This is a genomic window from Silvimonas terrae, from assembly GCF_014202765.1.
GTDB classification, from domain to species: Bacteria; Pseudomonadota; Gammaproteobacteria; order Burkholderiales; family Chitinibacteraceae; genus Silvimonas; species Silvimonas terrae.
The window spans coordinates 539,889-563,439 of sequence record NZ_JACHHN010000001.1 but is presented as its reverse complement, the minus strand read 5'-3'; the positions used below and the strand labels follow the sequence as shown (position 1 = coordinate 563,439).

General features: G+C 59.9%; 17 protein-coding genes. 8 read left to right on the top strand and 9 right to left on the bottom strand.

Going from position 1 to position 23,551, the window contains the following annotated elements:
- The first annotated feature begins 174 nt into the window (after positions 1-174).
- Positions 175-1,113: an SPFH domain-containing protein gene (locus HNQ50_RS02215; RefSeq protein ID WP_184097099.1), complete on the top strand. Its 939-nt coding sequence runs from the start codon at positions 175-177 to the stop codon at positions 1,111-1,113.
- 366 nt (positions 1,114-1,479) lie between these two features.
- Here the strand turns inward: HNQ50_RS02215 and HNQ50_RS02210 are convergent, their stop codons facing one another.
- The 7 genes from HNQ50_RS02210 to HNQ50_RS02180 all read right to left on the bottom strand — a co-directional run bounded on the left by HNQ50_RS02210 (position 1,480) and on the right by HNQ50_RS02180 (position 9,721).
- Complete coding sequence (locus HNQ50_RS02210; protein ID WP_221302953.1) at positions 1,480-2,925, bottom strand: FAD-dependent oxidoreductase; 1,446 nt, start codon at positions 2,923-2,925, stop codon at positions 1,480-1,482.
- Positions 2,922-3,737 carry a phosphonoacetaldehyde hydrolase gene (gene phnX, locus HNQ50_RS02205; RefSeq protein WP_184097097.1) on the bottom strand — a complete coding sequence of 272 codons (816 nt, stop codon included), beginning with the start codon at positions 3,735-3,737 and terminating at the stop codon, positions 2,922-2,924. Before phnX ends, HNQ50_RS02210 begins: the two co-directional genes overlap by 4 nt.
- A 177-nt stretch (positions 3,738-3,914) precedes the next feature.
- Complete coding sequence (locus HNQ50_RS02200) at positions 3,915-5,012, bottom strand: 2-aminoethylphosphonate--pyruvate transaminase (protein ID WP_184097095.1); 1,098 nt, start codon at positions 5,010-5,012, stop codon at positions 3,915-3,917.
- A gap of 190 nt (positions 5,013-5,202) precedes the next feature.
- Entirely contained in the window at positions 5,203-6,906 is a 1,704-nt protein-coding gene (locus HNQ50_RS02195; RefSeq protein ID WP_184097093.1) for a putative 2-aminoethylphosphonate ABC transporter permease subunit, read from the bottom strand.
- Complete coding sequence (locus tag HNQ50_RS02190; RefSeq protein ID WP_184097091.1) at positions 6,903-8,042, bottom strand: putative 2-aminoethylphosphonate ABC transporter ATP-binding protein; 1,140 nt, start codon at positions 8,040-8,042, stop codon at positions 6,903-6,905. Before HNQ50_RS02190 ends, HNQ50_RS02195 begins: the two co-directional genes overlap by 4 nt.
- Positions 8,039-8,608, bottom strand: a complete 570-nt coding sequence (locus HNQ50_RS02185) for a phosphonate degradation HD-domain oxygenase (RefSeq protein WP_184097089.1) — start codon at positions 8,606-8,608, stop codon at positions 8,039-8,041. Before HNQ50_RS02185 ends, HNQ50_RS02190 begins: the two co-directional genes overlap by 4 nt.
- 99 nt (positions 8,609-8,707) lie before the next feature.
- Positions 8,708-9,721 carry a putative 2-aminoethylphosphonate ABC transporter substrate-binding protein gene (locus HNQ50_RS02180; RefSeq protein ID WP_184097087.1) on the bottom strand — a complete coding sequence of 338 codons (1,014 nt, stop codon included), beginning with the start codon at positions 9,719-9,721 and terminating at the stop codon, positions 8,708-8,710.
- A 440-nt stretch (positions 9,722-10,161) separates the two neighbouring features.
- Between HNQ50_RS02180 and HNQ50_RS02175 the strand changes: the two genes are divergently transcribed.
- From HNQ50_RS02175 to HNQ50_RS02155, 5 genes are all read left to right on the top strand, one after another.
- Complete coding sequence (locus HNQ50_RS02175) at positions 10,162-12,390, top strand: YgiQ family radical SAM protein (protein WP_184097085.1); 2,229 nt, start codon at positions 10,162-10,164, stop codon at positions 12,388-12,390.
- A 1,061-nt stretch (positions 12,391-13,451) separates the two neighbouring features.
- The gene (locus HNQ50_RS02170) at positions 13,452-14,342 is read left to right on the top strand and encodes an SMP-30/gluconolactonase/LRE family protein (RefSeq protein ID WP_184097083.1); all 891 of its coding nucleotides are present in this window, start codon (positions 13,452-13,454) and stop codon (positions 14,340-14,342) included.
- A 180-nt stretch (positions 14,343-14,522) separates the two neighbouring features.
- The gene (locus HNQ50_RS02165; protein ID WP_184097081.1) at positions 14,523-15,578 is read left to right on the top strand and encodes an alkane 1-monooxygenase; all 1,056 of its coding nucleotides are present in this window, start codon (positions 14,523-14,525) and stop codon (positions 15,576-15,578) included.
- Between the two features lie 261 nt (positions 15,579-15,839).
- Entirely contained in the window at positions 15,840-17,435 is a 1,596-nt protein-coding gene (locus HNQ50_RS02160; protein ID WP_184097079.1) for a chitinase, read from the top strand.
- Between the two features lie 161 nt (positions 17,436-17,596).
- Entirely contained in the window at positions 17,597-18,790 is a 1,194-nt protein-coding gene (locus tag HNQ50_RS02155; RefSeq protein ID WP_184097076.1) for a hypothetical protein, read from the top strand.
- Between the two features lie 6 nt (positions 18,791-18,796).
- Here the strand turns inward: HNQ50_RS02155 and HNQ50_RS02150 are convergent, their stop codons facing one another.
- Entirely contained in the window at positions 18,797-19,684 is an 888-nt protein-coding gene (locus HNQ50_RS02150; protein ID WP_184097074.1) for a LysR family transcriptional regulator, read from the bottom strand.
- A 101-nt stretch (positions 19,685-19,785) separates the two neighbouring features.
- Between HNQ50_RS02150 and HNQ50_RS02145 the strand changes: the two genes are divergently transcribed.
- Positions 19,786-21,021: an MFS transporter gene (locus HNQ50_RS02145; RefSeq protein ID WP_184097072.1), complete on the top strand. Its 1,236-nt coding sequence runs from the start codon at positions 19,786-19,788 to the stop codon at positions 21,019-21,021.
- A 52-nt stretch (positions 21,022-21,073) separates the two neighbouring features.
- Here HNQ50_RS02145 and HNQ50_RS02140 read toward each other — a convergent pair whose 3' ends face one another.
- Positions 21,074-22,054 (bottom strand): aldo/keto reductase, encoded by a 981-nt coding sequence (locus tag HNQ50_RS02140; RefSeq protein ID WP_308419118.1) that lies wholly within the window; start codon positions 22,052-22,054, stop codon positions 21,074-21,076.
- A 220-nt stretch (positions 22,055-22,274) separates the two neighbouring features.
- On the opposite strand from HNQ50_RS02140, the gene HNQ50_RS02135 reads away from it, so the two are divergent.
- Positions 22,275-22,928: a LysE family translocator gene (locus tag HNQ50_RS02135; protein WP_184097068.1), complete on the top strand. Its 654-nt coding sequence runs from the start codon at positions 22,275-22,277 to the stop codon at positions 22,926-22,928.
- Positions 22,929-23,551 lie beyond the last annotated feature (623 nt).

The following is a 23,551-nucleotide window of genomic DNA, read 5'->3' as shown; positions in this document are numbered from 1 at the left end:
TTTACGGGCCATCAACAACAATTGATTTGCCGGACAATATGCTCACGTCCGTAAAGGAATTGCTGCTTTGAATCCGCCTTGTTGATGCCCGCAAAAAGAGATCGCACTCTGCTTGATCTGACAGATCAGCCATGAAATCAAACCGTAAATCCAGAACACATTCAGGGGAAACACATGCCGTTTGCAATTGTATTGCTTGTTATTGTGGTGATTTTCATTGCCAAGACATTCCGCGTTGTACCGCAACAGGAAGCCTGGATATTGCAACGCCTGGGCCGTTTTCATGCGGTATTGCAACCGGGTCTTAATTTTGTGGTGCCGTTTGTGGATGCCGTGGCCTACAAACACAGCCTGAAAGAAATTCCGCTGGATGTGCCCAGCCAGGTCTGTATTACCCGCGACAATACCCAACTGACGGTCGACGGGATTCTGTATTTCCAGGTCATGGACCCGAAACTGGCGTCTTATGGTTCATCCAATTACATCGTCGCCATTACCCAACTGGCGCAAACCACGCTGCGTTCCGTGATCGGCAAGCTGGAAATGGATAAAACCTTTGAAGAGCGTGACGATATCAACCGCGCCGTTGTTCTGGCGCTGGATGAGGCGGCGACCAGTTGGGGCGTGAAGGTGCTGCGTTACGAGATCAAGGATTTGACGCCGCCCAAGGAAATCTTGCATGCCATGCAGCAGCAGATTACCGCCGAGCGTGAAAAGCGCGCGCTGATTGCGCAATCTGAAGGTATCCGCCAGCAACAGATCAACCTGGCCACTGGCGAGCGTTCTGCCGCAATCCAGAAATCTGAAGGTGATATGCAGGCGCGGATCAACCAGTCCGAGGGTGAGAAACAGGCCGCCATCAACCGCGCCCAGGGTGAAGCCGAGGCGCTGCGTCTGGTCGCGGTAGCCACAGCAGATGCGTTGCACGCGGTGAGCCAGGCGATCAACGAACCAGGCGGCATGGAAGCCGTGAACCTGAAAGTGGCACAGCAATATGTGGAGGCCTTTGGCAATATCGCCAAGCAAGGCAATACCATGCTGCTGCCGGGTAATGCGTCGGATATCGCCAGCGCGGTGGCCATGGCGACGTCGGTGATCAAACGGGCTAGTTGATATGTGAGGTGTGCGCAGAGTAAGTCCCGGCATGCCGGGTATAGCGCCTTTTTTCGCACACCACTATTTTGTCATTCCGGCGAACGCCGGAATCCAGAAGGCCCGCCGCAGGCGGGCTTTTTCATGCGTGCTGCCCAAACCCCGTTCAGCGCCTGCGGTGCAATCATTTACAACTGGATTCCTGCTTTCGCAGGAATGACGAGCCAGGGGTATGCCAGTGGCGTAGGGTGGATTTGGAGCAATAGCGACAATCCACCTGCAACCGATGGATTGCTACGCGAATCCACCCTACAGGTACTGGATTCCCGCGCAAGGGGCCGCCGAAGACCGGAATAACGAGTCCGGGGTATGTCAGTCTCCCCCTCCTCACCCCTTGTCTGCCTTGCCCGCCGCCGCGGCAAACTTCGCCAGCCAGTTATCCAGCGCCCGAGGCTTGCAACCATGATCTTCGGCCGCTTCCTTGCGGCGGATGGCGTCACGTACCACCAAAGACCCCAGATAACGCACCGGTTCTGGCGGGAAAAACCCCAGTGGTCCTTTCACCAGACCGCTGCGCGTCCAGGCGTTATCTTCGCCGCGCACTAGCGAAGCCAGAATCTGTCCGCCCATATAGCTGGGCCCGACCCCGTTCCCCGAATAACCAAACCCATAAACGATGTTGGGATGGTCATGCAGATGCCCGAAAAACGGCAAACCCGTCACCGAGCGATCTGACGCACCGTTCCACGATGCCGCCAGCGGCACGTCGTGCCAGGCCGGGAACATGCGGCGTAGCGCTTTGTGCAATTGCCCCTGATAGACGCTCGGCGCGTCAAATGAAGGTAGCATGCGCCCGCCCATGGCGAAGGTATTACCGCCCTTGCCCAGCATGATGCGGCCGTCGGGAGTGCTGCGGTAGTAACAGACAAAGGTGCGCGAATCCATCACCGCCGTGCCGTGATCCAGACCGGTATGCGCCAGCAGGTACTCACGCGGCTCGGTGATGATCATGTCGCTGGAAACAATCGCAATGCTGCGCGAGAACTGCGCAAAGCTGCTGGCCATCCAGGCATTCATGGCCAGCACCACCTTGCCGGCAATCACCCGCCCTTGCGCTGTGATCACCTGGGGCCGGAAATCTTCCACCAGGCTTTGCATGGGGGTGTTTTCATGAATGCGCACTCCCATTTGCCGCGCCACCCGGGCCAGCCCGCGCACCAGTAAACCGGGCTGGACTGAACCTGCCGCCGGAGAGAACCAGCCTTCCAGGTGGGCGGCAGAGCCGGCGTGACGTTGTACTTCCAGCGCGTCCCATTGTGCCCAGGAAGACAAACCCCGCTCGGCCAGCGCCTGCATGACGGGGGACATGACGCCTTTTTGCGCGTCATTGGTGGCCGTGTAGAGCGTGCCATCCAGCCGCAGCTCTGCCTCAATGCCGTGTGCTTTGCAAAAACTGGCGATCTGGTAGACGGCATCTTCAGACGCACGCACCAGCCGGCATGCCTCGGCCTCACCATAGAGCCGCTGCAGGGTAAAAAACTTGCTGGACCAGGTGAGCAGGCAACCGCCGTTGCGACCAGACGCCCCTGCGCCGCACACGTCTTTCTCAATGATCATCACGTCCAGCTGCGGCTGTGCCTGCTTGAGCTGGATGGCGGTCCACAAGCCGGTAAATCCGCCACCAATGATGCACACATCGGCTGTGGTATCCCCTTGCAACGGGGGCATAGGGCGAACCGGTTCACGCGCCAGTGCCTGCGCCAGCCAGAACGGCCGGAACGGGGCGGAATCCAGCGCAGACCGGGACAAGGCCGGGTTGGCCGCAGCGGTCACGGACGCTCTCCGCGCACGCGGCGGGCGGCAATGTCTTGCAGCACCGGCCACAAATCCGCCACGGTATCGATCACATAATGGGCACCAGCGGCGCGCAATTTGTCCTCGGCCGGCACCTTGCGATTAGTGCGCTCGGCGGCGGGCAGCGCGTGCCACTCGGCAGCGGTCAGGCCAACTTCATTGCCGCTGGCCGATAAACCCACCGTCCACATGCCGGCGCGCAGACCTTCGGTGATCCCCGGCACGGTGTCATCCACCTTGACGCAGGCAGCCACCTCGTTGATCGCCAGATCAATCACACATTGCAGCGCCATCCATGGGCCGGGGCGGCCACCGGCTTTGAGATCATCCGCCGCGATGGCGCAGTCCGGGCTGTAGCCGGCGTCGGCCGCAATCGGCAACAGCGCGTTCATCACCTGACGCGGGTAGCCGGAACAAGAACCGATCTTGATCTGATGGCTGCGCAACAGGCCGGCGAGCTCCAGCGCACCAGGAATCATCTGCGAGTAATGACCGACACGCTGCAATTGCAGTGGCATGAAGGCGGCATAGAGCGCGTCGATATCCTCAGCACATGCGGGGCGGCCAAAGCGTTCTTGCCAGCGCGGCGCAATGGCGGGGTCTTTGGCGAGTGCTTCAATGTGCTGCCACTTGCCCACCCCCATGGGGCCGCGCGCCTCGTTCAGCGCCAGGGGGATATTAAATCCGGCAAAGGCCTCGACCAGCACTTGTGTTGGGGCAAACGAGCCAAAATCCACCATGGTGCCGGCCCAGTCGAAAATAACGGCTTCAATGTGTTGTGCGATGCTCATGACGTTTCCCTGAATAATGGAAAAATGATTGCCGGGTTTGAGTCGTGAACAAAATCCAGTGAAACGGTGATGGCAACGCAGGCGAAACCCAGACAGTACGTTTGGTACGGCAAGTGAGCCTGACGTGCCGGTCCCCCCTTTTCGGGGCAGCCAGCAGGATTTTGTTCGCGGCTCAAATTACAGCCAGCCCAGTTGATGCAAACCCTCGCCAATGGCGGCGACGGCCTGGCCAATTTCGGCCTCGTTAATGGCGCCAATGCAGCCGACGCGGAAGGTTTCCACTTGGGTGAGCTTGCCCGGATACAGCACAAAGCCTTTCTCGCGTACGGCTTCGTAGAGGGAATGGAAGTGGTAATCCGGATGAGCCGGGGCGTGGAACGTGACGATGATCGGTGCTTGCACCGCCGGATCAAGAAACGGCTTGAGTTCCAGCCGGCGCAGGCCTTCGACCAGCATGTTGCAGTTGGCGGTATAGCGCGCCAGCCGGGCGGGCTGGCCGCCTTCTTCGTGGTATTGGTCCAGCGCGGCACGCAAGGCGGCAATCACATGCGTGGGCGGGGTAAAGCGCCATTGGCCGGTTTTTTGCATGTACACATACTGGTCATGCAAATCCATGGACAGTGAATGGCTGTTGCCACGGCTTTCTACCAATGCCGATTTGCGGGCAATGACAAACCCCATGCCGGGCACGCCTTCCAGGCATTTGTTGGCTGAGGCAATCAGCGCATCAAACGGCAAACTGCGGGCATCGATCGGCAAGGCACCAAAGGCCGACATACTGTCGATAATCAGTTTGCGGCCCATGCGCGCCACCACGTCCGCCAGTTCCGCCAGCGGGTTAAGAATGCCGGTGCTGGTTTCGCAATGGATAATGCCCACGTGGGTAATGGCCGGGTCTTGTGCCAGCCGTGCCGCCAACTGTTGCGGGTCAGACGGTTGGTCTTCCGCGCTTTCCAGAATGGCGACCTGGCGGCCCATGACCTCCACCGCCCGCGCCATGCGCTTGCCGTAGGCGCCGTTGACCAACACCAGCAACTTGCCATGGCGTGGCAACAAGGTGCCAATGGCGGCTTCCACCGCAAAGGTACCGGAGCCTTGCAGCGGCACGCATACATGCGTTTCCGCGCCGTGGACAATGTCCAGCAGATCAGTACATACGCCCGCAGTCAGATCGTTAAAACCGCGATCCCACGAGCCCCAGTCGGTGAGCATGGCGGTTTTGGTTTTCAGGCTCGTGGTCAGCGGGCCGGGGGTCAAGAGGATGGGTTCACGCATATCGTCAGCTTTTCCGAACGTCTAGATGATTGGAGGCCACAAATACAAGCTTGCTGGCTTCGTTATGCTCGCTTGTCGTACAACTTGTACTGCCTGCGCTCACATGCCTAACCAGCAAGCTTGTATTCGTGGCTTAAAGTGGATTGGTTATTCAGCACAGCCGGCATCGCAGTGCCGGCGGTTTCAAATCTCAGTGCTTGCGCCACCCCTGAGTGCGCCGCAGTGCCAGCCAGGATGCCCCGCCAAAAACCAGGCAGATCAGCGCGGACGTAGCGACAACCACAGTCGCCATCGCCGCCGCAGCCGCTGTGTCGCCAGCGTCATCCATGTTCAGTACGGCCACGGAAGACAGCACGGTATCCGGCGTGTACAGAAAGATCACGGCCGACACGGTGGTCATGGCAGAGACAAAGAAATACCGGGCGATTTCCAGCGCGGCAGGCAGGCAAATGGGCAAGGTCACGCGGCGCAAGGTGGTCCAGAATGGCACCTTGAGCGACGCCGCCACGTGCTCGAACTCGCCATCCAGTTGCTTGAGTGCGGTCACCGCAGTGAGATGTGCGGTGCTGTAGTAGTGCACCGTGGTACACAGCACCAACAGCGCCATCGTTCCGTACAAAGCGTTAAGTGGATTGCCCGGCGCATTAAAGAAAAAGATATAACCCAGCCCCAGCACCATCCCCGGTACCGCCATGGGCAATACCGCCAGGAAACCGGTGACCGCGCGGGGCAACACGCCCGCCCGGGTTTTCTCTACCCAATACGCACCCATAAAGACCAGCACACCACCGACCAGGGCCGTGCCCAGCGCCAGCTTGAGACTATTGCGCCAGGCCAGCCAGCCACCGCCATCCATATTGTCAAAGTCAAAATGCGCCAGACCCGGGGCGAGGTTGTACGGCCACTGTTTGATGAACGCGGCGGCCACGGACATGCCCAGCATGCCAATCAACCAGCCGCAAACCAGCACGCAAAACAAGGTTGCTAGCGTGTCAGATGGCCAGTGCCGGCGCGGCAACAAGGGCTGGGCGCGGGCAGAGAGCAAGGCCTTTTGCTTGCGCTGGACAAAGCGATCTACCAGCCAGGACAACACGGCCGGCAGCAACAGAAACAAGCCGTAAACCGAGCCCAGACCAAAATGCTGCTGGCCAATCACCTGCTTGTAGATTTCCACGGCCAGGATGTCATAGCGCCCGCCCACAATCTTGGGCACGCCAAAGTCCGTGATCACTAGCGTGAACACCAGCATGGCGGCAGAGATCAGGCCATAACGCACAGAGGGCAGCGTGACGGTGAAAAACTGGCGCACCCGCCCTGCCCCCAGCGAGGTCGCGGCTTCATACAAGCGCGCATCCGCCAGTGACAATGCCGTCAACAAAATCATCAGCGCATGCGGGAAGGTGTAGAAGACCTCGCCCAGCACAATGCCGATCGGGCCGTAGATAGAACCCTCGCCCATCCAGCTTTTCAACACGCCTTGATTGCCAAACAGATAGACCAGCGAAATCCCCGGCAGCAAGGAAGGGGCCAGCAGCGGAATCAGCGCCAGCATGCGGAACACGCTCTTGCCCGGCATCTGGCTACGCATCAACGCCGCCGCAAAACCGTAGGCCAATGGAATGACGATCGCCGTCGAGGCCAGTGACACCGTGACACTGTTGCCCAACAAGTACGTAAAGTGCGCATCAAACAGGCCGGCAAAGTTGCTCAACCCGACATACCCGCCACTTTTGTCCTGCAGCGCTTTACCCAGAATCGCCACCAGCGGCAAACCCAGAAACACCAGCAAAAACAGCATGGATAGCCAGGAGAGCGCACCGGCAACCCGGTCACTGCCCGATTGCGGCAGCCGCGCGCCGGTTTTGCGCACCACGGCGTTCAGTGCGGCGGTCATGCTTTCACCTGCGCTTCATCGGTAAACACGCGCAAGGCCGCCGGCGGCAGCGACACCGGTACGCGCTGTTCTGGCCGCAGATTGAGCGCCGCCAACGTACTGCGGCTGACATCGGCAATCAGCGTCAGGTTGTTCATGGCCGGCACAATCAGGCTGATCCGGCAAAAGCCACCCAACGATTCCACGCCGCCCAGATGCGCCAGCACCGTGTTCTCGCCCCCCTGCCAGTGTGCATGCAGCACCACGGCTTCCGGGCGGATAAACAGCGTAATGCTGCGGCCGTCCAGCAGCGGCGGCAGTTTGTCTACCGCCAGTTGTGTATCGCCAATACGCACCGTGCCATGCGGTTGCACCACGCCGGGCAACCAGTTGGCGCGGCCGACAAACTCCGCCACAAAGCGGCTTTGCGGCATGGCGTAAATATCATCGGGCGTGCCGATCTGTTCGATATGACCATGGTTCATGACCACAATCCGGTCCGCCATGGTCAGGGCTTCTTCCTGATCATGCGTCACCATGATGGTGGTAATGCCCAGGCGCTGTTGCAAGGCGCGGATTTCCCGGCGCAGATGTTCGCGCACGCGGGCGTCCAGCGCAGAGAGCGGTTCATCCAGCAGCAGCAAACCAGGGGATGTGGCCAGGGCACGCGCCAGCGCGACGCGCTGTTGCTGGCCGCCAGAAAGCTGGCCAGGATATTTGGCTTCAATGCCGGACAAACCAATCAGTGCCAGCAGTTCCGTCACCCGGGTTTGCTTGTCCTGCCGGCGACCTTTCAGCCCGTAGGCAATGTTCTCGGCCACCGTCAGGTTGGGGAACAGCGCATAAGACTGGAATACGATGCCGTAATCGCGTTTGGCTGCAGGCTGGTGTGTGACGTCCCGACCCAGCATGACAATCTGGCCGGCGTTGGCGCTTTCCAGCCCGGCAATAATGCGCAAGAGCGTGGTCTTGCCGCAGCCGGACGGACCCAGCAGGCAAACAAACTCGCCCTTTTTCACATTCAGATTGATGTCGTTCAGCGCGGTGAAACTGCCAAAGCTTTTATGTACGCCATTGAGCGTCAGCGCATCCGGTTGGGCCGGGTTATTCACGGTCTGCCCACCTTGATGCAGAGCTTGTTCAAGGATGCGGTTCATGGCGCCTCCGGCGGGGTTGCGGTGCGCACCAGTTGGCGGGCGCGGTCCAGATAATGAGCAAGCGGCGCGGTCACCAGATCTGGCACCTTGGCCAGATCATCGTAACGGCGCAGAGCAATGGCACTTTCCAGGTGTGGATTGCGCTCGAAGCGGCTGACTTCCTCATCGCTCATCACCCCGCCCTGCAACAGCAGAGACTGGCGCGAGGCTTGCGACAAGGTCAGCAGATATTGGGGAGAGACCGCACACAGATAGCGCTTGGCCGTCACATGCAGTGCAATGGGGGCCAGCACGTCATCGGCAAACAGGTTCTTGAGCGCCGCCACACCCAGCGCCTCGTGCCGGTCATCGATGCCATTGGCCAGATCTTCATCGGCCTGGCCGCTGACAAGGTGGCCAAAGTCATGCAGCAGCGCGGCGATCACCAGGCTCTCTGGTGCGCCGTCTGCATCTGCAAAATGGGCACTCTGCAGCGCGTGCTGCAGTTGCGAAACGGCTTCGCCGCCGTACTGGGCGGCGCCTTGCGCCTCATACAAACGGTGCAGGTCTTCGATAGTCAATTTCATAGTGAGGCGTGAGGGGTTAGGTGTGAAACGCGGGGCGCGAGTGACAAGCTACGTTGCCACCCGCTCAAGGGTTTTACCCCTCACGCCTCACGGTGAAACTCACTTCGGTTCAGATTTGCTGTCGTAACGCTTGGTCCATTCGGCCAGGATGCGATCACGGTTGGCGGCAGACCAGGAGAGATCCTGCTTGATCAGCATCTGTTCGTAGTTGCCGGGGATGAATTCGATCGGTTTGGCCACACCAGGCATGGCGACCACGGCAAAGTTCTTTTCATACAACTCGTTGGCCGAGTGCGAGGCAGACCAGTCGGCCAGCTTTTTGGCGGCGTCCAGGTTCTTGGTACCCTTCATGATGCCGGTGGCTTCCAGATCCCAGCCCAGGCCTTCTTTCGGGAACACCAGATCAATCGGGGCACCGCCCTTCTTCAGGCTGGCTGCGCGGTATTCAAACGAGATACCGATCGGGTATTCGCCCGTTGCCGCTTGCTTGCACGGCTTGGAGCCAGAGTGTTCGTACTGGGCGATGTTCTGATGCAGACCATCCATGTATTCCCAGCCGCCCTTCTCACCGAAAATCTTCAGCCAGGCGGACACATCAAAGTAACCAGTGCCAGAGGAAGCCGGATTTGGCATCACGATCTTGCCTTTGTACTCAGGCTTCAAGAGGTCTTTCCAGGATTCCGGCTTCTTCAAACCTTGCTTGGCGGCTTCAACCGTGTTGAAACAGATGGTCGCGCCCCAGACATCCATACCAGCCCAGGCCGGCGGGTTCTTGCTGTCCACATAGGACTTGGTCAGCTTGTCCACGCCCTTGGGGGCATACGGCGACAGCATGCCTTCTTTATCCAGGATCAGCAGCGAGGAAGCCGCCACACCCATCACCACGTCAGCTTGCGGATTGTTCTTTTCAGCCAGCAACTTGGCGGTAATCACGCCAGTAGAATCACGAACCCATTTGATATGAATACCTGGGTTTTCTTGCTCAAACTTGTCCTGATAAGCCTTGACCTGGTCGGCTTCCAGCGCGGTGTAGACAGTCAGTGTGGTGTCGGCATATGCGGCGGCACCCCAGAGGGCGATCAGGCCGGCGAGCACGCGAGGCAGGTTTTTCATTTGGACCATCCTTGTCTGTAGTTCTGTCGGGTTCTGCGTTGCGATGGGACAACCGTGTTTGGCAACTCGGGTCATCCTGGTCGATAAAGGTCTGTCGATCAGACGAGGCGGATTGTGCGAGGAGAGTGTTACAACGTTGTGACGTCTAGACGAATTTGCGATGACTTGCAGATGTTTCATCCTGCCTGCACATGGCACACTGACCGCACCAACCCGCCCGCCCCTGCCTCGCGCGCCAACCAGCGGCAATCGCAGATGAAATCCAATGAAATGAATGACCTGCGCGCGCCTGCACTGTCGTGGCATGTCGACAAAACGGGTGGGGGCAGCACCACCATCCGGCAGCTATCGCCATGAATAACAACAATTTTTCTGATGCTGTCGGGTTATTTCTGCGAAAATAGCCGATTGCCTGAAACCCGAAGCCGTCGCCGTCCCGAATGAACTCAGCACCGAACCCGATTTTTGATCTGCCCGCCGGCATGAAGCCGCGTCAACCCGCCCCGTTCCTGCCCATGAGCCGCGCAGAAATGAACAAACTGGGCTGGGATGAGTGCGACATCATTCTGGTGACCGGTGACGCGTATATCGATCACCCCAGTTTTGGCATGGCCCTGATTGGCCGCCTGCTGGAGGCCCAGGGGTTCCGGGTGGGCATCATCAGCCAGCCCGACTGGCAATCAGCCGAACCCTTCAAGGTGCTGGGCAAGCCGCGGCTGTTTTTTGGTGTCACGGCCGGCAACATGGATTCGATGATCAACCGCTACACCGCGGACAAAAAACCACGCTCAGACGATGCCTACACCGCTGGCGGCGAAGGTGGCAAGCGGCCAGACCGGGCGCTGACCGTTTACTGCCAGCGTTGCCGTGAGGCGTATCCTGGCGTGGATATCATGGCCGGCGGTATTGAAGCCAGCCTGCGCCGCATTGCCCAGTACGATTACTGGAGCGACAAAGTGCGCCAGTCCGCCCTGGTCTATGCCAAGGCCGACATCCTCTTGTTTGGCAACGCCGAGCGTGCACTGGTCGACGTAGCGCAGCGCGCCCATGCAGGCGAGCGTCTGGCGCAAATCCGCGACGTGCGCGGCACCGCTTTCATGACCCGCCAGGGCTGGATGCCAGCACAAGACTGGTCCGAGATGGACTCCACCACGGTCGATACCCCGGGGCGTGTTGATGCGCATCCGGACCCGTATGCCATGGAGCCGGAAAAACAGGAAGCTGCACCAACCCCACCCGACGCGGCGCAGCCGATCCGCATTGTCAGCAAGGCAGAGCGCCTGGCCGCCAAACAGGCGCAGCGCCAGAAAACCGTAATCCGCATTCCGGCGTTTGAAGCCGTGGCCCACGACCCGGTGCTGTACGCGCACGCCAGCCGCACGCTGCATCTGGAATCCAACCCCGGCAACGCCCGTGCGCTGGTGCAAGCGCATGGCGAGCGCGATGTGTGGATCAACCCGCCGCCCATTCCGCTGACCACGCCGGAGATGGACTACGTGTACGACCTCTTCTACGCCCGCAACCCGCACCCGTCTTACGGCAATGCGCGTATCCCGGCGTGGGAGATGATCCGTTTCTCGATCAACATCATGCGCGGCTGTTTTGGCGGCTGTACCTTCTGTTCGATTACCGAACATGAAGGCCGCATTATCCAGAGCCGGTCAGAAGAATCGATCCTGAACGAGATCGTGGAAATCCGCGACAAGACACAAGGCTTTACCGGCCACATCAGCGACCTGGGCGGCCCCACCGCCAATATGTACCGCCTGGCCTGTAAAGACCCCAAGATCGAACAATCCTGTCGCCGCTTGTCCTGTGTGTATCCGGGCATTTGTGAAAACCTGAATACCGACCACGCCCCGCTGATCCAGCTTTACCGCAAGGCGCGGGCGATTCCGGGCGTCAAGAAGATCACCATTGGCTCTGGCTTGCGTTATGACCTAGCCGTGGAAAACCCGGAATACATCAAGGAACTGGTCACGCACCATGTGAGCGGTTATCTGAAAATTGCGCCGGAACACACGGAAGAAGGTCCACTGTCCAAGATGATGAAGCCGGGCATTGGCACGTTCGAGCGCTTCAAGACCTTGTTCGACAAGTTCAGCGCACAGGCCGGCAAAAAACAGTATCTGATCCCGTATTTCATTGCCGCCCACCCCGGCACGGCCAATGAAGACATGCTGAACCTGGCGCTGTGGCTAAAGGAAAACAACTTCAAGCCTGACCAGGTGCAAGCCTTCACCCCCACGCCCATGGCGATGGCGACAACGATGTGGCATACCCGCCGCAACCCGTTGAAGAAGCTGGCCCGCAGTTCAGAGAAAGTGGAGATCATCCGCGATGCGCATCAGCGCAAGGTACATAAGGCGTTCCTGCGTTATCACGACCCGGCCAACTGGCCAATCTTGCGTGAGGCCTTGCTGGAAATGGGCCGGGCGGATTTGATCGGCAACAGCCCGAAACACCTGATCCCCGCGCAGCAACCAGGCGAGCGGCCGGTGGCACCGCCACGCAATCCACGGCCTGCCGGGAATGCGAGTGCCGGCGCTGGTGGTACCCGCAAGCCGGGGGCGGCCGGTACTGCTGCGCCGGCGACGCGCAAGAAGATTGTTGGGCCTGGTCAAGGCAAGGGGAAGAAAACCTTTGCCGGGAAGAATCGGGCACGGTGATCTTTTTGTTGAGGGATGAAAACAGAGCCCCGCCGATGGCGGGGTTTTGTTTTTTTGGGGTGTGGTTGGTGGAGGTGGTATGCCTGGGATGTTAAAAGCGTTTGTTAGCGCCTTCGGCGCGGGTTTGAAAGGCGTTTGATACCCGGGGTGCCGGGCCCACGTTACTTTCTTTGCTTCGCCACCTCGGCGGCCCCAAAGAAAGGCGACCCCAGCCTGGCGGCCCTCCGGGCTGCCCTCAGTCGGTCGGGAGCCTGGGGTCTCCCTCCCTTCTTCGGCGCTGGGCTTTAATGGGGGAGGAAAGTCAAAAGCAACCCCAACGGCAGCGGCAACGGCAACGGCAACGGCCGATTCAACGTGTATTCCACTGACTCGTCATTCCGGTCCTCGGCGGCCCCCTTGCGCCGGAATCCAGCTACGATACCTGCACAAGTTTCGTGGTGGATTCAGACTGGTACGGTATTCCACCGCAAGCAGCCCGCCGGGCTGCGGACTGGATTCCTGCCTCCGCAGGAATGACGAGTTCGTGGGAAAGTAAACTCACCATTCTTGCAATCAGACGGTTTGCAGGGTTTGGGTTGCTTTTGATGTTGTCGTTGCTTTTGACGTACCTCCCCTCCGGCAGCGCCGAGCATCGCAGTGAGGGCCGGGGTTTCGGCGTAAGGGTGTTTGAGGGCGTAGCCCGAGTTCCCTGGAGCCAGCCGGACTTTGCGAGAAGCGCAGGGAACCCGAAGGGCGCTGTCGCAGGGGTCGCCTTTCTTTGGTTACTTTCTTTGGCGAAGCAAAGAAAGTAACGTGGGCCCGGCACTCCGGGTATCCAAACCAACCGCGCCGTAAGGCGCTAACACACACATCGTAATGGTGGATTGTCGCTACCGCTCCGAATCCACCCTACAGCTAACATCGCCACCCCGGATTCCCGCCTTCGGCTCCATCCGGGCTACAAAACAGCCCTCTTCACACGCCCCAGGGTATTCACCCAATCCCACCTCCCCGCCAGAACCCGGTAAATTACCCCTCCACCGAAAACGTTTTCATCCACCCCACCCGCCCAGGAAACAAGCATGAGCGCCGTAGTCCGTTGCCTCTCTGATGGTCAATACAACCTTGCCGAAGGCATCATCCGCGACGAGCACACCGGGCATTTGTGGTGGACCAACATCCATGCCAAAGAACTCTGGCGGATGAAGCCAGGCACCGGCGTGCACAAATGCTGGCATTTGCCGCAGCGGCTGGGGTGTTTTGCACTGACGCAAAATCAGGACGTACTGCTGGTGGCGCTGGAAACCGGCCTGGCGCTGTTCAACCACGCCCGTGATGAATACACCCGCCTCATCAGCGTAGAAACAGAACTCCCCAAAACCCGCACCAACGATGGTCGCTGTGACCGGGCCGGCAATTTTATCTTTGGCACCATGCACGAAGGCAGCCCGGAGCCGGTGGCGTCCATTTACCGTTTTGATACCGCAGGCAAGCTGAGCCGGCTGGAGCTGCCCAAGGTGGCCATCTCCAACAGCATCTGTTTCAGCCCGGATGGCAAGATCATGTACTGGTGCGACTCCTTGCAGCACAAGATCATGCAAAGCGATTACGACGCGGCCACCGGCGCGGTGGGCAATCACCGGGTATTTGTTGATCTGGGCGACACCATCATTGAACCCGATGGTTCAACGGTCGATGCCGCGGGCTATCTGTGGAATGCACAGTGGGCCGGTCATTGCGTGGTCAGATACGCGCCAGACGGCTCGGTAGACCGGGTTATCGATATGCCGGTCGCACAGCCCACCTGTGTGACCTTTGGTGGCGCTGAGCTCGATACGCTGTATGTCACCAGCGCGCGCAACGGTCTGGGCGTGGAGGCGCTGGCGCAACAACCGCTGGCAGGCGCGGTGTTTGAGGTCCGTCTGGAAGGGATCCGGGGCCTGCCGGAAAACCGCTGGCTGGGCGCCGTTTGACCCTGACGATTTTTATACCAAAAGCATATCTGGATATGACAAACGTTTGCGCTTTTGCCTGAGCAAACAGCAACTTTGCCGGATATCGCCCGATTTTGCCGTCTGGCTGTCTTACACCGAAAACCGCCGCGAGAGCCGTTATCGTTTCGTCAAACGATGAATTGTATCGCGGGAGATTTCATGCAAGTCCAACCCCGCGCCTGCGTGTATATGCTGGCGTGGCTCTTTCCTTTGCTCAGCATGTGGGGTATCGAAACCGGTGGTGTGGCGACGTTCGCCCTGCCGGTCTTTGCCTTTGTGCTGGTGCCCCTGGTCGACCTGTTTGTGGGTCGTTCACCGCGTTTGCCGAATCGGGATGGTGTGCCGCTGGCCGACTGGATCATGCGCGCCTACGTACCGCTCGCGCTGCTGGCTGTGGCTAACGGCGTAAGCGCAGCAGATCGCTGGAGCACCCTTGAATGGATCGGCAATACGCTGTCTTTGGGCGTGACCGCCGGCGTCGGCATTGTGGTAGCGCACGAGCTGGGTCACCGTCGATCCTTTGCCTTGCGTCTGCTGGCGCGGTTGATGCTGTGGAGCGCCGCTTATGGGCATTTCCGGGTCGAACACAATCGCGGCCACCATATCTGGGTGGCCACGCCGTATGACCCCGCGACTGCGCGCCGCAACCAGCCGTATTACGCGTTCTGGTGGCAGGCCGTCAGCGGCACCTTGCACGGTGCCTGGATGCAGGAAACCGCACGCTTGATCAAACGGCAGTTACCCGGTTGGCACTGGCGTAACGAGGTCTGGCAGAACGTTGCTGCCACCTTGTTGCTGGGTGTGCTGGCCTCTGTTCTGGGTGGTTTGCCGGGGCTGCTGTTGTTTGCCGCGCAAGCGATCATCGGGTTTTCCTTGCTGGAAGCCGTGGATTACATCGAGCACTACGGCTTGATGCGACACCGCTTTGCCGATGGCCGCTTCGAACGGATGACGGCCGCACATAGCTGGAGTGCCAACCACACCGTCAGCAACTGGCTGCTGTTTGAACTGCAACGCCACGCTGACCACCATATGCGCCCGCTGGTCCCGTTTTCTGCGCTGGGTGACCAGGCCGAATCGCCCATGTTGCCGGCCAGTTACCCCACCATGATCATGCTGGCATTGTGCCCGCCGTTATGGTTCCGGGTAATGAACCCGCGGCTTGACCGGCACTATCAGCAACTGGCTACCGAACGCGGCATGCTGGCCGTCTGAGCCACGCCACACCTCATCGACGCTGATCCACCAAAAACAGCCGACTGTCGCCATCCACGGTGAGTGGGCCGGCTGGCGAGCCGCATCAGTACAGGCTTCACCTGATTGTTACAGCTTTATGGCCGGATAGCTGCGGCCAGGACGTTGTTCTATGATCGTCGGCAGCAGTCGCCTTGCGCGGTCGCATATAAAAACGAAATCAGCCGTACACAAAAATCAGTAAACAAAAGCAAGACCACAACTGAAGATGAGGATGACGAAATGAAATCACGCTTGTTCACACACAAGCGCGGGAAACTTGCGCTCGCCGCAATGCCCGCCGCCTTTGCAGCACTCTCCGTACTTGCTGCCTACCCCACCTGGCAAGACGGTGGCACCTACTCCGCCGGTACGGTGGTGTATTACAACGGTCATGATTATCAGGCGCTGGTCACCCAGACCGATTATGTCGGCGCCAACTGGAACCCGGCCGCGACCCCAAGCTTGTGGAAAGACCTGGGTGCGGATACCAGCGGCAGCGGTACACCCACGCCGACACCAACGCCGGCCCCCACACCCACGCCAGCACCGACACCGGCTCCGACGCCCGCCCCAACGCCTGCACCGACACCGACCCCTGCCCCGACCCCGTCTGGCAGCTGTAAGGCCGCCTGGGCATCCGGCACCGCCTACAACGGTGGCGCACAAGTCAGCTACAACAATGTGAACTACACCGCCAACTTCTGGACGCAAGGTAATAACCCGAGCACCAGCAGCGGCGCAGCAGGCTCTGGCCAGCCGTGGACTTCCAACGGCGCTTGCACAGGCGGGACACCGGCACCAACGCCGACACCGACCCCTGCGCCCACCCCGACGCCGACACCCGCACCGACCCCGGCTCCAACGCCGACACCGGCACCGACACCTACCCCGGCGCCGACACCGACACCTGCACCCACACCGTCTGGCAGCCTGCCGAACCACGTACTGGTGGGTTACTGGCAGAACTTTGACAACGGCGCTGCCGTGCAAACCCTGGCGCAAGTGCCGACCACCTACAACGTGATCGAAGTCGCCTTTGCCGACTCGGACACCGCCAACGATGGTGGCATCACCTTCAATATCGACTCCGGTTTATCCAACGCGGTCAGCGGTGGCTACACCAACGCGCAGTTCGCCAATGACATCAAGACCCTGCACAGCCAGGGCCGCTTTGTGGTGTTGTCGATCGGTGGTCAGAACGGCAGCATCACGCTGGGCAACAGTACCGCTGTGACCAACTTTGTGAACAGTGCGTACTCGCTGATCCAGCAGTATGGCTTTGACGGGATCGACATCGATCTGGAAAACGGCATCAATGTCGCCAACCTGGAAAGCGCGCTGACCCAACTGCACACCAAGGTGGGCAACAACTTGATCATTACCATGGCACCGCAGACCATCGACATGCTGCCAGGTATTCCGGGCGCTGGCGCTTATCTGCAGGTGGCGCGTGATCTGGGCAGCATCATCACCATGGTCAACACCCAGTACTACAACTCCGGTTCCATGCCGGGCCGCGATGGCAAGAACTACAACCAGGGTACGGTGGACTTCATCACTGCCCAGGCCGATGCCGTGCTGGCCTATCTGCAACCGGGCCAGGTGGGGCTGGGCTTGCCCGCCTCCGCCTCCGGGGCCAGCAGCGGTTATGTTGATCCATCCATTGTGAATAACGCGGTGGATTGCCTGACCCAGGGCACGCATTGCGGCACGTATATCCCGGTTGCCAAGTACCCGGGCCTGCGCGCGGTAATGGATTGGTCTACCAACTGGGATGCCAGCAACAACAACAACTTCAGCAATACCGTTGCGCCGCACCTGAAAGCGCTGCCGTAATGAACTGACGTTGTGTCTGAATGAAAAACGCCCCGGGAACGGGGCGTTTTTTTATGCCAGCGCGCGCAGGCCATCGTGGATGTTTTTCCCTTTCACCACCCTTAAGTTCGATCGATACATGCCGATACATTCACTATATAAAAAACCAATCGCACCCCATCATGACTCTACTCTCCAATATCGGCGTGAGCGTCCGCGTGTCATTAAGCGGCCCGGCAAGCCAGGGCTTGAGCCAGGCCGACCAGCTCAAAGCCCAACAAGCTGCCGATGCTGAACAAGCCACACAGGACGAGAAACAGGCAGATACAAAGTCGTCATCCAGCCTGGTGATGATCGACCTGAGCGCGCTACGCCAGTCCCTCACCTACCGCCCGGCCAACAGTGTGGCCGCCCCCTCCTCCTCACCCATGTCGTCGATCCTGCAAAAGCTGGGCAATATCCCCAGCGCCGGATCACAACGCAAAAATGCGGCGCGGGCACGTTTGAACCGGCTTAAAAGCCAGATTGAAGCCATGAAGAAGGCCGCGATTGCGCTCAACCCGCGTGCGGCCAAAGCCATGGCAGCCGTACTGAAAATGCTGGCGGCGCAGTTAAAGTCCGCCGCGGCCGATCTGGCAGGAAGCGATGGCGGTGGACCATCAGCGGGCGGCGGGATGAGTATTCAGTTCAACAGTTCAAGCGGCGCGTCTGCCGCGCCCTCTGCCACGGGCTCTGCGGATGCCGGCAGCAGTAGCGCCAACGCCGCCGCGCAAGCCCAGGCCAGTGCGGACACATCCAGCAGTGGTGATCATGGCGATCAGCCCGCCAGCGAAGACTCATCCAGCAGCGCGGATACAGCGAGTGCTGTGCAAGCGCAGGCGTCCGCCGACACCAGTGCCCCGGCGACTCCAGATACGCAAAACGGCAGCGCAGACACCACCACCGGGACTGCGGGAAGCCCGGACGCTAAATCTACGGCGGCCGACCAATCCGGCGCCAGCGACAAGACCGATGCCAACGCAGCAGCACAAGATGCCCAGCAACTGGCGCAAACCGCAGCCCAGGCCGCCAATACGGCCAGCAAACCGGGCGGGAGTGCCAACTTCAAAATTCCGGGTTCCGGCAGCAATGGCGGCAATATGAGCGCCAGCGACAAAGCCCTGGTCGAAGAAGTGGCGCGCAGCCTGCAGCAACTGGTTGCGCTGGTGAAAATGCACCTGCGCGGCAAGAACAAGGATATCCAGGGGGCGGAATCGGCGATCAAGGATGCGGTCAAGCTCGCCGAAGGGGGCAGTACCGGCGCTGCCACCCTCAATGTGGCGGTGGGCAATCTGGGCGGGGATGCGGGTAGCGCCAGCGGTAGCAACGCCACCTGAAGCGGGTCAGTCCGCCCCTTCCAGCAAAGCCGCAAAATTGGCGACCAGCGGCGACGTGTTTTGGGCACGCGTCGCCAGTGAGGCGCTGGTAGTGGCCCCCGCATCGGTTAACGGCAGATAGCACACGCCTTCCACCTTCACGCACGCCAGGGGCGCCGGCAAGATACTGACGCCCAGCCCGGCGGCCACCAGGCCGATCAGCGTGGTGCCTTCCCGCGCTTCCTGCACCACCTCTGGCACAAACCCGGCAAGATCACACAGCCGCAGCACCTGCCGATAAATACCGGTACCCGCTGATTCCGGGTACATCACAAAGGGTTCCTGCGCCAGTTGGGCCAGACCAATAGCGCTTTGCCCCGCCAGCGGATGATCATCCCGCAGCGCCACCAGCATGGGGTCATCCGCCAGATGCCGCAGTACCACGTTATCCGGCACTTGCATGTCGGTGGAACGCACCATGCCGATATCCAGCGTGCCATCCGCCACCGCCGCCATTTGTTGCACGGTCATCATTTCCAGCAAATTAAGCCGTACATGCGGGTAGCGCTGGCGGAACCGGTAGATCAACCGGGGCAGAAAGCTGGTGAACGGCAGCGACGGCGTAAAGCCGATGACCAGCTCCCCGACTTCTCCGCGTGCGGCACGGCGCGCGTCTTCAGCCGCATCAGTGGCCTGTTGCAAGATACTGCGAGCCCGCAGCAAGAAACGCTCGCCCGCCGGCGTCAGTGCTACTTTGCGCCGGCTGCGGGCAAACAGTTCAACGCCCAGTTCGGCCTCCAGCGCCTGGATTTGCTGGCTTAACGGCGGCTGGCCAATATGCAGTTTTTCTGCGGCACGGGTGAAGTGCAGTTCTTCAGCGACGGCGACAAAATAACGTAGATGTCGTAGTTCCATTGATATCTCAAACATATCAAAACATGCATAAATATATATTGGACTGGCAGTCAGCGCGAGCATAAGCTTTTGCTGTCACATGCGTACGCCCAGGCAATATCATGCAAGACCCCACTGCAGTCGCCCTCATCAAAGCCGGTACCCCGGCTTATCGCCGTACCAATATCGCCTTGTTTCTGGGCGGTTTTTCCACCTTCTGGTTGTTGTACTGGGTGCAACCCTTGTTGCCGCTGTTCTCCCGCGTCTTCGGTTTGAGCCCGGCCGCCAGTAGCGTGGCGTTATCGATTTCTACCGGTGGCCTGGCACTGGCCTTGATTCCGGCCAGTTTCATTTCCGATCGCTTTGGCCGCAAACCGGTGATGTGTACGGCCATGTTTGCTGCCGCCGTGCTTACCCTGTTGAGCGCCTTCGCCCCGGGTTTTGGCAGTTTGCTGGTCTTCCGGATTTTGTGTGGCGTGGTGCTTGCTGGCTTGCCCGCCGTCGCTATGGCTTATCTGGCCGAAGAGATCGACCCGCTGTCGCTGGGGTCGTCCATGGGTTTGTATATCGCCGGCACCGCCCTGGGTGGCATGAGTGGTCGCCTGACCAGCGCCTGGGTGGCTGATTTCTTCACCTGGCGCGCTGCGGCGGGTTTCGTCGGTGCATTGGGGTTGATTGCCGCTTTTGTGTTCTGGCGCTTTTTGCCCAAATCGCAGCACTTTAGCGCGCGGGCCTTGCCAACCAGCGCGGCCGGCCGCAAAGCCTTGTGGCAAGCCATCCAGGGGCTGTTTGGCGATGCCGGCTTACCCTGGCTGTTTTTCACCGGTTTTGCGCTGATGGGCTGCTTTGTGAGCTTGTACAACTACATGGGTTTCCGGCTGGAACGGGCGCCGTTCAATCTGTCTGACTCCACCATCGGCATGATCTTTACGCTGTATCTGGTCGGCACGTTTGCCTCGGCCTGGTCTGGCAAGATGGCAGACAAAATCGGTCGTCGCCACGTCTTGTGGGGCATGAAAGTGCTGATGCTGGCCGGCCTGCTGCTGACCTTGTCAAACTGGTTGCCGCTGGTGATTGTCGGCATTGCCATGTTCACCTTTGCCTTCTTTGGCGGGCACACAGTCGCCAGTAGCTGGGTAGGCCGCCGCGCCGGCCCGGCCAAAGCGCTGGGGGCGTCCCTGTACTTGAGCGCGTACTACCTGGGCTCCAGCCTGGTGGGTTCGCTCACCGGCCTGTTCTGGGCGGCCGACCAGTGGACCGGTGTGTGCGCCGCGCTGGTGTTCATCGTGCTGATCAGCCTGGCTGTGGCACTGCGGCTGCGCAGCTTGCAAGCCAAGCCACTCGCCGTTGCGCACTAGGATCCGGCCAGCAAAAAGGGCGGGGGACCGTCCCCGCCGCTGGCATGCCGGTTTACCAGCGCTGATGCACGTGCGGCTTGATGTATTGCGTGTAGATATCCGCCACCGCACTCATTTGCGCGTCGGTCAGTGCGGGCAGGTGGGCTGCAGCGGCATTGCTGGCGGCCTGAGTCGGATTTTTGGCGCCGGGGATGGCCACGGTAATGGCGTCGAACATCAGAATCCAGCGCAATGCCATTTGCGCCATGGGCACATCACCAATCACATTACGCAACGCGTCCACGGCTTTGAGGCCGGTTTCATAGGGCACGCCAGAGAACGTCTCGCCCACATCAAATGCTTCGCCATGCCGGTTGAAGTTGCGATGATCTTCCGCGGCAAACTGGCTGCTGGCACTGAGCTTGCCGGTCAGCAAACCACTGGCCAGCGGCACGCGCGCAATGATGGCGACGTGCTGCGCCCTGGCGCGAGCAAAGAAATGCTCGGCCGGACGCTGACGGAACATGTTAAAGATGATCTGTACGCTGCTGATCGGAAACTCCAGCGCCTTGATGGCCTCTTCCACTTTCTCGACCGAGACGCCATAAGCCTTGAGTTTGCCTTTGGTCACGAGCTTGTCCAGCGCTTCAAAGATCTCCGGCCGGTAGAAGACGTCGGTCGGCGGACAATGCAGTTGCACCAGATCCAGCGCATCGACTTCCAGATTGCGCAATGAATCGTCAATGTACTGTTCCAGCACCTGCGGCGTATAACCGGCTGACACGTGCGGGTTGATCTTGCGGCCGGCCTTGGTCGCCACCATGATGCCATCCCGACCGCGTTGTTTGAGCACGCGGGCAATCAGGCGCTCTGAGCGGCCATCGCCGTAGACATCGGCGGTATCCAGAAAATTAACGCCGGCATCCAGCGCGGCGTGCAGTGCGGCCTCAGCATCTTTGTCAGACACATCGCCCCAGCTACCGCCAATGGCCCACGCGCCAAAGCCGATTTCAGAAACGCTGCGACCGGTATTACCAAACTGACGTTGTTGCACGGTGTTCTCCATGGGTTGCGCATGACATTGGCGAGCAGTGTAGAAGCCCACCTCTAAAAAAGGTATTCATTAATCTGCTGACCGGGACTGCGATATTTGCTTGCGACGCGGTTTGACCATACCTGTTGCAGATAAACCTGTTCTGCCAGGCCGTCTTGGGTGGCAACGTGGGGCGGCGTATAGTGACCGCCTTCCCGCTCCCGTCACGCTCCATCACATCATGCTGGCTGTTCTGCTTAAAGGTTTTCTGCTGTCTCTTTCGCTGTGTCTGGATATTGGTATCGTCAACACCGCACTGATCAACACCGGCATCCGCGCCGGCGTGCGCCCTGCCTTCATGCTGGGGCTGGGCTCGTGCTTTGGCGATATCACCTACGCGGCACTCTCCCTCTTTGGTCTTGCGGTCTTGTTTCAGTTCACTGCTGTGCGTTGGGTGTTGTGGCTGGGCGGTGGCGCGTTGTTGCTGTGGCTCACCTGGAAAATGGCCAAAGCCGCGCTGGCCGAATCCCGCCGTCAACAAGAAGCGCCAGACTATGATGCCGCCGCCGAAGCGCAAGCCTGGTCGCCCCGGGTGGAATTTTTGCGCGGTCTGGGCATGGCGCTGGCCTCGCCCACCGCGTTGCTGTGGTACGCCGCAGTAGGTGGGGCGATCATTGCCCAAGCCACGGACGGCTCTGCGCTGATGAACGCGCTATTCCTGGGCGGGTTCTTTGCCGGTGGCCTGGCATGGTCGGCGTTTCTGGCCGTGCTGGCGGGCAAAGGGCGGCATTTGATTGGGCACAAGCTGGCACTGTACTGCAATGCGTTTTCTGCGGTGTTGTTTGCGTATTTTGCGGTGACGGTGATTGTGGAGGGGTATCGGACGTTGATTTAGTCCGGGGTTGATTGGGGTTTAGCGCCTTTGGCGCGGGTCTTTTAAAAGCATTTGATACCGGCGGTGGCCGGAGCACGTTAAGTTGCAGTACACATTTATCGTGCAACTTGCTTCGCCACCTCGGCGGCCCCAAAGAAAGTCCCCTTCGAGGATAAATAACCAAAGAAAGGCGACCCCAGCCTGCCCCTTGGTGGGTACCCCCACAAAGGTACTGGCACACCAGATGGCAGCTGCAGCGGGGTGGCGGCCCTCCGGGCTGCCCTCAGTCGGTCGGGAGCCTAAGGTCTCCCTCCCTTCTTCGGCGCTGGGCTTTGATGGGGGAAGAAAGTCAAAAGCAACCCCAACTTCAACGGCAACGGCAACGGCAACGGCAACGGCAACGGCAACGGCAACGGCCAAATCATCCAGGTGCGGGTTGTGTAGGGTGGATTCGGAGCGCAGCGACAATCCACCGCAAGCAGCCCGTTGGGCTGCGGACTGGATTCCTGCTTTCGCAGGAATGACGAGGTGGTGGGCCAAGTAAACCATTCTTGCGGGCAGATGGTTTGCGGGGTTGGGTTGGGGTTGGGGTTGGGGTTGGCTTTGGCTTTGGCTTTGGCTTTGGCTTTGGCTTTTGATGTTGC

Coding starts and splice junctions, on each gene's coding strand:
- HNQ50_RS02215 (WP_184097099.1), top strand. CDS start 175: ATGCCGTTTGCAATTGTATTGCTTGTTATTGTGGTGATTTTCATTGCC.
- phnX (WP_184097097.1), bottom strand. CDS start 3,737: ATGAGCATCGCACAACACATTGAAGCCGTTATTTTCGACTGGGCCGGC.
- HNQ50_RS02200 (WP_184097095.1), bottom strand. CDS start 5,012: ATGCGTGAACCCATCCTCTTGACCCCCGGCCCGCTGACCACGAGCCTG.
- HNQ50_RS02195 (WP_184097093.1), bottom strand. CDS start 6,906: ATGACCGCCGCACTGAACGCCGTGGTGCGCAAAACCGGCGCGCGGCTG.
- HNQ50_RS02190 (WP_184097091.1), bottom strand. CDS start 8,042: ATGAACCGCATCCTTGAACAAGCTCTGCATCAAGGTGGGCAGACCGTG.
- HNQ50_RS02185 (WP_184097089.1), bottom strand. CDS start 8,608: ATGAAATTGACTATCGAAGACCTGCACCGTTTGTATGAGGCGCAAGGC.
- HNQ50_RS02180 (WP_184097087.1), bottom strand. CDS start 9,721: ATGAAAAACCTGCCTCGCGTGCTCGCCGGCCTGATCGCCCTCTGGGGT.
- HNQ50_RS02175 (WP_184097085.1), top strand. CDS start 10,162: ATGAACTCAGCACCGAACCCGATTTTTGATCTGCCCGCCGGCATGAAG.
- HNQ50_RS02170 (WP_184097083.1), top strand. CDS start 13,452: ATGAGCGCCGTAGTCCGTTGCCTCTCTGATGGTCAATACAACCTTGCC.
- HNQ50_RS02165 (WP_184097081.1), top strand. CDS start 14,523: ATGCAAGTCCAACCCCGCGCCTGCGTGTATATGCTGGCGTGGCTCTTT.
- HNQ50_RS02160 (WP_184097079.1), top strand. CDS start 15,840: ATGAAATCACGCTTGTTCACACACAAGCGCGGGAAACTTGCGCTCGCC.
- HNQ50_RS02155 (WP_184097076.1), top strand. CDS start 17,597: ATGACTCTACTCTCCAATATCGGCGTGAGCGTCCGCGTGTCATTAAGC.
- HNQ50_RS02150 (WP_184097074.1), bottom strand. CDS start 19,684: ATGGAACTACGACATCTACGTTATTTTGTCGCCGTCGCTGAAGAACTG.
- HNQ50_RS02145 (WP_184097072.1), top strand. CDS start 19,786: ATGCAAGACCCCACTGCAGTCGCCCTCATCAAAGCCGGTACCCCGGCT.
- HNQ50_RS02135 (WP_184097068.1), top strand. CDS start 22,275: ATGCTGGCTGTTCTGCTTAAAGGTTTTCTGCTGTCTCTTTCGCTGTGT.